Here is a 12,945-nt window from a genome sequence, read left to right as displayed (position 1 = left end):
TTGGGTACATCAGTCCGTGATAAGAAGTGCATCATAATTGAACACCCCACACTGCGCAATTTTTATACAGCGCTCAGGACTGATTAAATTTAAACAACGGCAGCAGGTAGCGCTGCGCCTCTTCCGTGATGGCCTCAAAGTACTCTGGCTCAAGCGTTCGCCATAAGCGCTGATACCAGACATCTTCACCTTCGCCCCGTACCATCATGTTACCTTCGTAGGCCTGCATAAATTTACTGCGCGCTTTCTGCAGTGACGCCTCATCCGTTAACATCGCATCATTCTGTGCGTCATAACAGGCTTTTATCCAGGCCCCGCCACTTTCCGGCAGTACCAGGAGCGGTTTGTTCATTCCCTGACGGTAGCCCTCAATGTACAAAGACAGATACCGTAACGCCTGCTCAGACTCCATCGGCGGGAAGCGCCATTCGCCCTCTTTGCGCACGAAAATCCGACTTTCACCTTTATGACCATCCGCACTGTAGACAAGATGTTCCAGCCAGAGTTGCAAACCCTGTGAAACGCTCAGCATAGAAGGCCGCCAGCGCAGCAGCCCGTCCGGCTGAACCTGGGTTAACCAGCCCGTAAGCTGTACGCCATTGCAGTTGAGATCGATTTCAATGCTTTTCCCTGGCTGTCGGCACGCTCTTACGCGCTCTGCCAGGGCGGTCATCTCCTGACACTGCGCCTCCCAGACAATTTCCCCGAATGCCCCATAGGGCAGCTGTCCTGCAGCACGGTAGCGGCGGTAAAGTTTGTCCGCATCTTCCTCTTCAACCAGCGCATTCAACAGCTGCAGGTTTAACTGGTAGCGCTCCAGCCCTTCCAGCGTAAAGGGCTCTGAATCAGGAATTTCACTCTCTTCAGAACGGAAGTTGACCTGCAATCGCTGCTGGAAGAAGGCGCGCACCGGATGCGCCCAAAACCGCTGAAGCTGTTCGAAGGTCAGGGTGTCGACAGGGCGCGGGTCAAGCTCCTGAATGAAATCGGTATGCGCACTCCCCTCCTTTTTCGCCGCCGGTAGCCACTCCTGCGCATAGCTCTGGCGCTCGCTGGGCGTGTAGTTCACCGGGTCAAACGGCATGCGGCTGTGGAAACAGGTGATATGGGCTTTCACCCTCATCTCGCTTTCATCGCAGTTGCGCTCTTCATCCCCCGTCAGATAGTGACTCTGGCCGATATAGTCCACCAGCTCCTGCACCAGAACGGAGGGAAAACGCTCGCTGTTGTCCTGAATGGAACGGCCGATATAGCTGATATAGAGCTTACTCTGGGCGGAAATGAGCGCCTCAAGGAAGAGGTAGCGGTCATCATCGCGGCGGCTACGGTCGCCCCGCTTTGGATCTGCGCTCATCAAATCGAACCCCAGCGGCGCCAGCGCGCGCGGATAAACGCCGTCGTTCATGCCAAGCAGACAGACCACTTTAAACGGGATAGAACGCATTGGCATCAGGGTGCAGATATTGATGGGGCCTGCCAGGAAACGCTGGCTGATTCGCTCCTGGTCAAGCCGCTGCGTTAGCTCATCCCTCAACAGCGACAGTGGGATTGCATCCTGATAATGGGAATTCACGCCTTCATCGACGATCGCCTGCCACTGCGTTTCAATCAGTGCCATTGCCGCTTCGGTGTCACTGTCTGGCAGGAAGAAATCATTAAGCAATGCCCTGCAAACCGGGAGCCACGCTTCAAGCGGACGCGGCTGCATCAGTTCGTGTCGCCAGCGGTTAAGCTGCATCAGGAGTGACGCTAAATGCCCCACCAGTTCAGCAATTAACCCGCTGGACTCATCGTAAGGCAGCACCTCATTCCACTCGCCCTGGCTGCTCTCCATGGCGTAGCCCAGCAGCATACGCGTCAGGCCAAATCGCCACGTGTGCTGCCCGGTTGGAGGAAGTTCGAACTCCTGAACGTTATCGTCATCGATCCCCCAGCGTACGCCAGATTCATTCACCCACTGGCGAAGGTAGCGCAGCCCCTCTTCATTGATGTTGAAGCGTGCAGCCAGCACGGGAACATCCAGTAACGCCAGGACATCTTCGGAGATAAAGCGGCTATCCGGCAGTGAAAGCAGAGTGATAAAGGCCTGCAATGCCGGATGCGACTGACGGGCACGACGGTCAGAGATAGCGTAAGGCAGATATCGCTCGCCCGTCGCACTGCCAAAAACGGCCTGAATGAAGGGACTGTAGCTGTCGATATCCGCCACCATCACCACGATATCGCGCGGGGTGAGTTCGGGATCGTCCTGCAGCATCGCCAGCAGCTGGTCGTGAAGCACTTCGACCTCACGCTGAGGGCTATGGCAAACATGGATCGTGATGCTGCGATCGTCAGCATCCAGCTTGCGCTTGCTGTCGCTGCGTTCGAATTCTTTCGCCGTCACGCCCATCACGGCACGGTTTTCCAGATCGAGGATATCCAGCTGAATATGATGCAGCAGGCTATCCGGGGCAATATCGACAAAGGCATCTACGTCGCCTTCACCTGATGAGGTGATGTCTGAAAGCATGTGAATGTAGTCACGCCCCAGCTTCCCCCACGAGGCAAGCAGTGGATTGGGCAGGTTCTGGATACCGTCTTCATCAAAAAGCTGCCCGGCAGTCGAGCCGTCTTTAAACAGCGGGACGGAACGTTCTTCAAAAAGGCGCTTTCGTTGGCGAGTCACCAGCCGCGCAAGCCAACGTTCGTCGAGGATATCCCCCCAATACTGTCGGCAAGGGTTGGTGAACAAAATATGAATATCAATATGTTTACCCAGCGCGTTCAACGCCTTCAGATAAACAGGCGGTAATGCGGATATCCCGCAGATAAAAACGCGTGACGGCAGTCGGGCCGGGCGCTCCGACGCATTCTCGAGTATGGAGATAAACCGATCGTACAGGTTGGCACGGTGCCACTGAGGCTGCCCAAGTTTCTCCGTATGCTCTACCAGTGCTTTCCACAGCGGTGCCTGCCATATTTGCGCCTCCGGTAGCCCTTCAACCAACTCGCCCGCTTCCCAACGAATTAACCAGTCAGAACGGTAAACAAGGTATTGGTCGTAGAGATCGGCGGTGCGCGACGCCAGCTGGAACAGCTTGCGCTTATCGGTATCGTCATTGAGGTAGTGGCGCAGCATGGCGAATTCATCGTGCTGCAGCATTTCCGGCAGCAGCGCCATGAGCTTCCAGCTCATGCCTTGCTTGTTGAAGGCGCTCTGCTCCGGGATGTCCGGCAACACGCGCACAAACATCTCCCAGATAAAGCTCGCGGGCAGCGGGAAATCAATATTTGCGGCTATGCCAAATTTACGGGAAAGCGACATTTGCAGCCACTGTGCCATACCGGTGCTCTGCACCAGCACCATTTCAGGCTCAAAAGGATCGTCAAGCCGCTCGCGCTCAACGATAAATTCCATCAGCGCTTCCAGCACATCCAGACGATTTGAGTGGTAGACCCTTAACATAGACGCTCCCGACTACTGGCTAACCGGGCAATGCAGGCGCGTTATCTCACCGCGCCGCCCCAGAGGAGAAATAAGTGTGACCGTGATGCTGACACATCCTGCGTGCGTTGTCTGCCCCCGACTGGCCTGCCAGCCTGCCGGGAGAACATTTGTTGAGAGCTGAGACTGATTCCAGGCATGGTGCCAGAGCTGTCGATACTGGTTAAACAGGGTAAACCGAGCCGCCAACGCCCGATGATAACCGGACAAAGCCGTCACGACGATCACCAGCAGCATCATCGCCAGCAGTACCTCAACCATGCTAAACCCTTTTTCTCTGTTCACGGCAGCTGGCATAACGCGCTCTCCTTAAGGGGACAAAAATCACTCCAGCCGTGAGGCGAAAAGCGAACGTTCCCGTCGACAATCTCTCCTGAGCGCCAGAGCAGCAGGTCGCTGTCTCCGGCAATCAGCAGCACACGCGCCCCACTCAGCTGGCGCAAACACGCTCGCCACGCAGGAGTCTTCTTGCACTGAACCTGTGGCTCTGACGACCAGCTCTGAACTCGTCCCCACTCAAGCGCGGACTGCACCGTCGCCTGCTGCTGAAGCGAACGGCTCTCACCGCCGACGAGCGCGCTAAACGTTGTGAGCTGCTGATTGAGACCGGTGAGGATCAGGGTACCGAGCACCAGTAAAAGCAGAACCATCGCCAGCGAAGACATGCCGCGTTGACGATTCACAGGTTGTACCCCGTGACCGTATACAACGCCTGCCAGGGCTCCCCCTTCTCGCCTTTACGAATCGCCGCCAGTTCGATATTCACCTCTGGCGCAAAACCGGCATGTTCCACTGTCCTCACCACAAAATGCGCGATAGTAAGCCTGTCCGGGTCCGTGAGCTTTTCCCATCCTTTTCCTTCACATGAGGTCGCTCCACGCTGGGTTTCAAGCGCACCAGACTCCAGTCGAAAACCGGTGCTGTCATTTTCTGATGCGCTGTTATCCCAGCTGCCGTTACTGTTGGCATCCCACCGCACAATGACGCAACTTCCTTGCCTGGCTGTCACCAGCGCCTGTCCCTGACAGTTTCCCGCGCAGTACCCCGCACGCTGGAGCTGTTTGCCCAGGGCGAACAGGTGGTGCCAGACCTCTTCCTCCAGTTGTCTCTGGCCGGATTGCGCTAAGACCGCACGCTGCAAGCCGGGTAAAAAACGCGATGCGCTTATCAGCAGGAGGCTGCTAATCGCCGTGGCAATCAGAACTTCAGTCAGTGAGAAACCTCGCTGCTTCATCGACATGAACCTCCCGCAGAGACCTTACACATCCTGATGCGTCCTCCATTTGAGACAATAATCAGCCATTCTCCTGCACGACTTTGAACGCGTATCCGCCCTGCCCATGCCGTATCCTTTAATCCATAGAACGCGAGCGACGGCGTTACCTCGCCGATCGCGACCTCAGGCCAGAGTGGTATCAGCACAAAGGGATTGCCCTTCTCACAGCCTTGCGCGGCAGAGCTCAGCAGACAATCCATGCCTCCCATCCGCTGATGGGTAATTTGATGGTCGCGGTTGTAGCGGTTGGCATGATTGCGCAGAAACAGCAGGTAATCTCGTACCTGACTGGCGGTTTGCCACAGCCGCTGCTGCCGCTGCCAGCTGTCCCAGCCGTAAAGACCTGAGGCGCTGAGGATAACGACAAGCGAAATCGCGACCAGCGTTTCGATAAGCGTAAAACCGTTCTCTTTTTTCATATCGGGAGTGTGGCGAAGCGCGGTGAACATGACGAGCGACGGATCCTCGTTTTACGAGGCGTTATACGGAGAATCAGGAGTGTTGCAGCGCGTTGCACGCTTTCTGGATAGCGCTTCGGGAAACGGGATAAAGGCGAAAAAAAACCGGCGCTAAAGAGCACCGGTTGTGTCACGCTTTATCGCATCAGATAGCGACGGGCGCTTTGATGCCCGGATGCGGGTCATAGCCCTCAATCTCGAAATCATCAAAGCGATAGTCGAAGATTGATGCCGGTTTGCGTTTGATAATCAGCTTCGGCAGCGCACGCGGTTCGCGGGTCAGCTGGAGATGCGTCTGTTCCATATGGTTGCTGTAAAGATGGGTGTCCCCACCGGTCCAGACAAAATCGCCCACTTCCAGGTCGCACTGCTGCGCCATCATGTGGACTAACAGCGCATAGCTGGCAATGTTAAACGGCAGGCCGAGGAACACGTCACAGGAGCGCTGATAGAGCTGGCAGGATAGCTTGCCGTCAGCGACATAGAACTGGAAGAACGCGTGGCACGGTGCCAGCGCCATTTTATCCAGCTCGCCGACGTTCCAGGCGGAAACGATGATTCGGCGCGAGTCCGGATCGTTTTTCAGCTGGTTCATCACGGTGGTGATCTGGTCAATATGGCGGCCATCAGGCGTTGGCCAGGCGCGCCACTGCTTGCCGTAAACCGGGCCCAGGTTGCCATTTTCATCTGCCCATTCGTCCCAGATTGAGACGTTATTTTCGTGCAGATACGCAACGTTGGTATCGCCTTGCAGGAACCAGAGCAGTTCATGAATGATCGAGCGCAGATGGCAGCGCTTTGTCGTCACCAGTGGGAAGCCTTCTTGCAGGTTGAAGCGCATCTGGTGGCCAAAAATAGAGAGCGTACCGGTGCCGGTGCGGTCGTTTTTCGGCGTGCCCTCGTCGAGCACTTTTTTCATCAATTCAAGATACTGTTTCATGGTTCCTCAGGAAATTTGTTGCTGTGGACGACGACGATACGCCCAAATCATCATAATGGCACCCGCGACAATCATCGGAATGGAGAGGATCTGCCCCATGCTGATGTACTGTACCCATTCGCCGGTAAACTGTGCGTCTGGCTGACGGAAGAACTCGACGATAATACGGAATGCGCCGTAGCCAATCAGGAACAGGCCGGAGACAGCGCCCATCGGACGCGGTTTGCGGATAAACAGGTTGAGGATGATAAACAGCACCACGCCTTCCAGCGCCAGCTCGTACAGCTGAGACATATGGCGCGGCAGCACGCCGTAGGTATCGAAAATGGACTGCCACTCCGGGTGTGATGGCAGCAGCGCGATATCTTCTGCGCGGGAGCCCGGGAAGAGCATCGTGTACGGCACGCTCGGGTCGACGCGGCCCCACAGCTCACCGTTGATAAAGTTACCCAGACGGCCAGCGCCCAGCCCAAACGGGATCAGCGGTGCGATAAAATCTGAAACCTGGAAGAAATTGCGTTTGGTGCGTTTGGCAAAAATCACCATCACCAGGATCACCCCAATCAGGCCGCCGTGGAAGGACATGCCGCCGTCCCACACGCGGAACAGATAGAGCGGATCGTTCAGGAATACCGGGAAGTTATAGAACAGCACGTACCCAATGCGGCCACCGAGGAACACGCCGAGGAAGCCCGCATAGAGCAGGTTTTCAACTTCGTTTTTCGTCCAGCCGCTGCCCGGACGACTGGCGCGACGGCCAGCGAGCCACATGGCAAAAATGAAGCCCACCAGGTACATCAGACCGTACCAGTGAAGCGAAACAGGTCCTACTGAGAAAATGACCGGATCAAATTCCGGAAAATGCAGATAACCACTGTTCATCTGTCACCACAAGATGTTGTTATTCCGCTGAAAGTGGACAGCGGTAGAAATGCGATTCTGCCGTAAGCAGAGGCTCCAAAGTTGCGAATCATAGCACAAGGCGGGCGCGGAGGATGCGCCAGAGATGTAAAAGATGTGTATAGGGTTTTATGCGCGCTGGAGCCCTCCCCCACAGGGAGAGGGCGAAAGATGATTAGCGGCCACCGCGGATCAGGCCGCCCATACCGCGCCGTTCCATAAACGCCGCGACCTGATGACGAACCTCAGCGGCCAGCTGCGCGTCAAGGCTGCGTTCAGCCAGCTCGCGGGCATCGTTGATGTCGATATGCCGCAGCAGGTACTTCACGCGAGCGACAGCGCGACCGTTCATCGACAGATGGCGGTATCCCAGACCAATCAGGATCGCAACGCACATTGAATCCCCGGCCATTTCACCGCACAGGCGTAAATCAATGCCGTACTGTTCCGCTTCACGGGCAATCATCGCTAACGCGCGAATGATCGCCGGATGCAGGCTGTCGTAGATACTGGCGACACGGGTATTGTTACGGTCGACGGCCAGAATATATTGCGTCAGGTCGTTCGTGCCGACAGAGATAAAATCAACACGGTTTGCCAGCTGCGGCAGCATAAAGACCATAGACGGCACTTCAAGCATCACCCCGATCCGCGGTTTAGGGATCGCATAGCCGATCATCTCTTCCACTTCACGGCCGGCACGTTCGATCAGTCGCCGGGACTCGTCGATCTCATCAATGCTGGTGACCATCGGGAGTAAGATGCTGAGATTGCCCGTCGCCGCGTTGGCGCGCAGCATTGCACGCACCTGGATCAGGAAGATCTCCGGCTGATCGAGCGTAATGCGGATCCCACGCCAGCCCAGGCACGGGTTTTCTTCGCTGATCGGCATATAGGGCAGCTGTTTATCCGCGCCGACATCCAGGGTTCGCAGGGTGACAGGTTTGTCGTTAAACATCTGCAGCATCCCCTGATACTGCGCCACCTGCTCCTCTTCGGAGGGGAAACCGCTCTGCAGCATGAACGGGATTTCAGTACGGTACAGGCCAATACCGTCGATGCGGCTGCCAAGTTTTTCTTCATGCTCAGGGCTTAAACCGGCGTTGAGCATGACTTTGATCCGCTCACCGCTCTTAAGCTGTGCGGGCAGGTTAACGTCATCTTCCGCCAGCTTGCTTAATTCATTCTCTTCGCTGATAAGACGCTGGTATTCCTGGAGCAGAACCGGCTCAGGATCGACCAGCAGCTCACCGCGATAGCCGTCCACTACCAGCGTACGGCGGTGCAGTACCGACGGCTGGATATCCGCTCCCATAACGGTAGGAATACCCAGCGCACGCACCATAATGGCGGCATGCGAGTTGGCTGCGCCATCGCGCACTACCACACCGGCCAGCCTGTCCTGAGGCAGTTCAGCCAGCGTCGTTGCCGAGAGTTCATCGGCGACCAGCACAAACCGTTTTGGCCAGGCATTCGGTCCCTGAATGGTGTCATCGAGATGGAACAGCAGACGCTGTCCCAGGGCGCGGAGATCGCCAGCCCGTTCTTTCAGGTAACCGTCGGTCAGTGCCGCAAATTGATCGGCAAATTTTTCGATGACCTTCTTAACCGCCCACTCTGCGACCGAGCCTTTATCCACTTCCGCAAACAGCTCACGACGCAGACGTGCGTCGGAGAGCAGGTGCGAATAGAGGTCGAAGATGGCCGCCGTCTCTTTCTGTGCGCCTGCGGCAAAGCGCTTGCTGTAACGACGAAATTCATTCGCCGCCTCTTCAAGCGCGGCGGTAAGACGCTCGCGCTCAAGCGCTTCATCTAGCGTTGAGGCTTCGTAAACCTGCTCCATCAGCGGCAGCGTGGCGTCCATCCAGCCTTCAGCAATTGCTACGCCTGGCGATGCCGGAAGGGCACGAATGCGCGTATGGCGATACTGACCAAAGAGCGCGGCAAGCTGGGACTGGGAGAGGATCGCCGCCATCTGAGTGGCCAGCGTGACGAGGAAAGACTCTTCGCTTTCATCGTACTGACGTAGCTCGCGCTGCTGGACAACCAGCACGCCGAGCAGCTGGCGACGCTGGATAATCGGCACGCCAAGAAAAGCGCGGAAGCGCTCTTCTTTTACGGAAGGGATGTATTTAAAGCTGGGGTGTTTTTGCGCGTCAGCAAGGTTGATGGGTTCAGCCAGCCGCCCAACCAGGCCCACGATACCTTCATCAAATGCGAGCGTGACGGTGCGTCCACGTGGTTTTTTCAAACCACGGGTCGCCATCAGGTAATAGCAGCGCCGATCGTGGTCGGCCAGATACACCGAACAGACCTCGGTCTCCATCGCAAGACAGATGTCAGTGACCAGAATATTCAGCGCCTCGTTCAGACGCGGAGCACTGGCCACCTTCTCGACTATTTCTCGCAAGCGGGTGAGCATGATTTGCGTAGCTTAACCTCTTTTACGTCGCCAGGCAGGTGCGCTCTGCGGCTTAGGCGGGATCTCCTGAAGCTGCATTACCACACTTGCAAACTCTTTCATCACCCTACGGTAAACATCGCGTTTAAATGACACGACCTGACGAACAGGATACCAATAGCTCACCCAGCGCCAGCCATCGAACTCCGGCGTACTGCTGGTTTGCATATTGATGTCTGAATCGTTGCCCACCAACTGCAACAGAAACCACTTCTGTTTCTGGCCGATACAAACCGGCTTTGTGTCCCAACGCACCAAACGTTTCGGTAACTTGTAACGCAACCAGTTGCGGGTCGAAGCCAGGATGCGAACATCTTTTCGGCTTAAACCGACCTCTTCAAAAAGCTCCCGGTACATCGCTTGTTCTGGGGACTCTCCCGGATTGATCCCGCCTTGCGGGAACTGCCAGGAGTGCTGACCATATCGCCGGGCCCACATTACCTGGCCCTGACGATTACAAATTACTATTCCTACGTTCGGGCGGTAGCCATCGTCATCAATCACCGGACTACCCCAAACTAAACCTTATATATGAATGATTGTTTCACACTACAGGGAGGCGGTAAACCACTCTCTTACAGGGCTGCAACCTAATAACATTTGAATAACTCACAAATAAGTGCTGAGTTATAAACAGATGAGCGGTGGTGAAGGGAATTTTATTCACCTTTTCTGTGGATATAGTTGTGAAGAAGTGTCTGATTACCGATGAACAACCTCAAACGATGCAGTCTCCCCTTTTTCACATTAATTAGATAATGCAATTATTTTCAAATAGTTAAATGTATTTCCATGAACACAAAACAGAATATCGTGACGATCGTCACATCAGGGATCGTCGTGCTGATGAAAGATCGAACAGCGTCGGTTTTATCCACAGATTGTGCCAATAAGTTAGTCACAATTTGTTTGAAAATTCGATTTTCATCGCACGTCAAGGCTGTAAATTGAAACAGTAGTCAGGGTTATGCCCAGTTATCCCATTTTTCTGTGGATAACATGGTGTAAGATCCTGTTCATTGTCAGTGACCAGATTTGAACAACCGGTTTTCTGAGTCTGGCAAAACGATTTTAAACCAATAAAAAAACCTATAAATCATAGACATGGAATATTGGTACAGAAATAGTTAAACTCTATCCATAGGGGACAATTTCTTAGTTTATTTTTTAATCAAAAGGTTACCTTTATGCATCCGCTTACACCCTTGCTCTCACCGCCATCCAGCGAAGGTCAGTTGCTACAGCAGGCACGGCGTCTTGCAGGCTTTTCGCTTGGCGAGCTGGCGGCAATGGCAGGGCTTCAGATCCCGAAGGATCTGAAACGGGATAAAGGCTGGATCGGCATGCTGCTTGAGCTGTGGCTGGGTGCCAGCGCAGGAAGCAAACCCGAGCAGGATTTTGCAGCGCTTGGCGTGGAGTTAAAAACCATCCCTATAGACAGCCAGGGCAAGCCCCTTGAGACCACCTTCGTCTGCGTTGCGCCATTAACCGGCAACACCGGCGTAACGTGGGAAACCAGCCACGTTCGCCACAAGCTGAAGCGCGTGTTGTGGGTACCGGTCGAAGGTGAACGTCAGATCCCCCTGGCTGACCGTCGCGTTGGCGCGCCGCTGCTCTGGAGCCCGAACGACGATGAGGAGCAACAGCTGCGTCTGGACTGGGAGGAGCTGATGGACATGATTGTGCTTGGCCAGGTAGAGCGCATCACCGCCCGACACGGAGAAGTTTTACAATTGCGCCCGAAAGCGGCCAACAGCAAAGCACTTACCGAGGCAATCGGCGCGAAAGGTGAGCCGATACTGACGTTACCGCGCGGTTTTTATCTCAAAAAGAATTTCACCGGCGCACTCCTTGCCCGTCATTTCCTGTTAAAAACATAGTTTTTTACTTATTTTGCGAGCTCTCAAACATAATCGACTGCTTTTTAAGATTTTACCGCTTCCTCAAGTCGCCATATCGGGTTAATACTAGATTATGATTTGATACGCGCCAGATGAGGACGATAACGATGAAAAAATGGGCAGTGTTAGTTTCAGCAGTCGGTTTAGCGTTTGCCGTATCGGGCTGTAGCAGCGATTACGTCATGGCGACAAAAGATGGTCGAATGATCCTGACCGACGGTAAACCCGAAGTCGACGATGATACCGGTCTGGTCAGCTACCGTGACCAGGAAGGCAATAAAATGCAGATCAATCGCGACGAAGTATCGCAAATTATCGAGCGATAAACAGATAAAGGTCAGTAGCTTGCTGGCCTTTTTGATTTTTTTCTTCCCCTTTTGCTTCCCCTCTGCCATGTTTATATTCCTTTGTCGGGCACGCCCTGACGCGGTCTATAAGTCTACTGAGGAAGCCGGCTATGCATTATCACCGTATCCCCCACAGCGCTCTGGAAATAAGCCAACTGGGGTTGGGCACGATGACATTTGGTGAACAAAACAGCGAAGCCGATGCCCATGCACAACTCGATTACGCCGTCAGCCAGGGGATTAACCTGATTGATGTTGCAGAGATGTACCCTGTTCCGCCACGTCCGGAAACGCAGGGACTTACCGAAACCTACGTCGGTAACTGGCTGGCAAAACGCGGCAACCGTGAAAAGCTGGTGATTGCATCAAAAGTCAGTGGTCCCGCGCGCAACAACGATACCGGGATCCGCCCGAATCAGATCCTCGATCGCAAAAATATCCGCGCCGCACTGGACGCCAGCCTGAAGCGCCTGCAAACCGACTATCTCGACCTGTATCAGGTGCACTGGCCGCAGCGGCCAACCAACTGCTTTGGTAAGCTCGGCTACAGCTGGAATGAGAGCGCCCCCGCCGTAACGCTGCTGGAAACGCTGGAAGCGCTGACCGAGTGCCAGCGCGCGGGAAAAATCCGCTACATTGGCGTCTCTAACGAAACGGCCTTTGGCGTAATGCGCTATCTGCATCTGGCGGATAAACACGATCTGCCGCGTATCGTCACCATCCAGAACCCGTACAGTCTGCTTAACCGTAGCTATGAAGTGGGTCTGGCCGAAGTGACGCAATATGAAGAAGTGGAACTGCTCGCCTATTCCTGTCTCGGCTTTGGCACGCTGACGGGGAAATACCTGAACGGCGCGAAACCGGCCGGGGCGAGAAATACCCTCTTTAGCCGCTTTACCCGCTACAGCGGCGAGCAGACGCAGAAAGCCGTTGCAGCCTATGTGGATATCGCAAAGCGTCACGGTCTTGACCCTGCACAGATGGCGCTGGCCTTCGTGCGTCGTCAGCCGTTTGTTGCCAGTACCCTGCTGGGCGCGACAACGATGGAACAGTTGAAAACCAATATTGAGAGTTTCCATCTGAACCTGAGTGAAGAGGTGTTAGCGGAGATTGAAGCGGTGCATCAGGTTTATACGTATCCTGCGCCGTAATAAAAGCAAAACGGCAACGCAGGT

12 protein-coding genes are annotated in these 12,945 nt (G+C 54.8%); 3 read left to right on the top strand and 9 right to left on the bottom strand.

From position 1 onward, the window contains the following. Positions 1-73: 73 nt before the first annotated feature. The 9 genes from recC to rppH all read right to left on the bottom strand — a co-directional run bounded on the left by recC (position 74) and on the right by rppH (position 10,026). The gene (gene recC / locus M2422_RS18720) at positions 74-3,448 is read right to left on the bottom strand and encodes an exodeoxyribonuclease V subunit gamma (protein ID WP_248202783.1); all 3,375 of its coding nucleotides are present in this window, start codon (positions 3,446-3,448) and stop codon (positions 74-76) included. A gap of 12 nt (positions 3,449-3,460) precedes the next feature. Then, a complete protein-coding gene (locus M2422_RS18715) occupies positions 3,461-3,784 on the bottom strand; it encodes a prepilin-type N-terminal cleavage/methylation domain-containing protein (protein ID WP_023309042.1) in 324 nt (107 codons plus the stop codon). Further along, positions 3,769-4,170: a DUF2509 family protein gene (locus M2422_RS18710; RefSeq protein ID WP_039263328.1), complete on the bottom strand. Its 402-nt coding sequence runs from the start codon at positions 4,168-4,170 to the stop codon at positions 3,769-3,771. Before M2422_RS18710 ends, M2422_RS18715 begins: the two co-directional genes overlap by 16 nt. Continuing rightward, the gene (locus M2422_RS18705; protein ID WP_048979865.1) at positions 4,167-4,727 is read right to left on the bottom strand and encodes a prepilin peptidase-dependent protein; all 561 of its coding nucleotides are present in this window, start codon (positions 4,725-4,727) and stop codon (positions 4,167-4,169) included. The genes M2422_RS18710 and M2422_RS18705 overlap by 4 nt, the downstream gene beginning before the upstream one ends. Continuing rightward, a complete protein-coding gene (locus M2422_RS18700; RefSeq protein WP_048979875.1) occupies positions 4,718-5,182 on the bottom strand; it encodes a prepilin peptidase-dependent protein in 465 nt (154 codons plus the stop codon). Before M2422_RS18700 ends, M2422_RS18705 begins: the two co-directional genes overlap by 10 nt. A gap of 184 nt (positions 5,183-5,366) precedes the next feature. After that, on the bottom strand, positions 5,367-6,161 hold the full coding sequence (thyA, locus tag M2422_RS18695) for a thymidylate synthase (protein WP_014885081.1): 795 nt from the start codon (positions 6,159-6,161) through the stop codon (positions 5,367-5,369). A 6-nt stretch (positions 6,162-6,167) separates the two neighbouring features. After that, positions 6,168-7,043, bottom strand: a complete 876-nt coding sequence (gene lgt / locus M2422_RS18690) for a prolipoprotein diacylglyceryl transferase (protein WP_023309046.1) — start codon at positions 7,041-7,043, stop codon at positions 6,168-6,170. Positions 7,044-7,236: 193 nt separating this feature from the next. Beyond that, the gene (gene ptsP / locus M2422_RS18685) at positions 7,237-9,483 is read right to left on the bottom strand and encodes a phosphoenolpyruvate--protein phosphotransferase (protein WP_023309047.1); all 2,247 of its coding nucleotides are present in this window, start codon (positions 9,481-9,483) and stop codon (positions 7,237-7,239) included. Positions 9,484-9,495: 12 nt separating this feature from the next. Then, complete coding sequence (rppH, locus tag M2422_RS18680) at positions 9,496-10,026, bottom strand: RNA pyrophosphohydrolase (protein WP_013098553.1); 531 nt, start codon at positions 10,024-10,026, stop codon at positions 9,496-9,498. Between the two features lie 683 nt (positions 10,027-10,709). On the opposite strand from rppH, the gene mutH reads away from it, so the two are divergent. The 3 genes from mutH (at position 10,710) to M2422_RS18665 (ending at position 12,921) form a co-directional block, all read left to right on the top strand. Then, a complete protein-coding gene (mutH, locus tag M2422_RS18675) occupies positions 10,710-11,402 on the top strand; it encodes a DNA mismatch repair endonuclease MutH (RefSeq protein WP_033146444.1) in 693 nt (230 codons plus the stop codon). A gap of 128 nt (positions 11,403-11,530) precedes the next feature. Then, positions 11,531-11,749, top strand: a complete 219-nt coding sequence (locus tag M2422_RS18670; RefSeq protein ID WP_008499668.1) for a YgdI/YgdR family lipoprotein — start codon at positions 11,531-11,533, stop codon at positions 11,747-11,749. 131 nt (positions 11,750-11,880) lie between these two features. Beyond that, positions 11,881-12,921 carry an NADP(H)-dependent aldo-keto reductase gene (locus M2422_RS18665; RefSeq protein WP_023309049.1) on the top strand — a complete coding sequence of 347 codons (1,041 nt, stop codon included), beginning with the start codon at positions 11,881-11,883 and terminating at the stop codon, positions 12,919-12,921. The last annotated feature ends 24 nt before the right edge of the window (positions 12,922-12,945 follow it).

It is taken from the genome of Enterobacter sp. SLBN-59, from assembly GCF_024807915.1.
GTDB lineage: Bacteria > Pseudomonadota > Gammaproteobacteria > Enterobacterales > Enterobacteriaceae > Enterobacter > Enterobacter asburiae_B.
The sequence above is the reverse complement of the archived record's forward strand: the minus strand, read 5'-3'. Positions and strand labels throughout refer to the sequence as shown.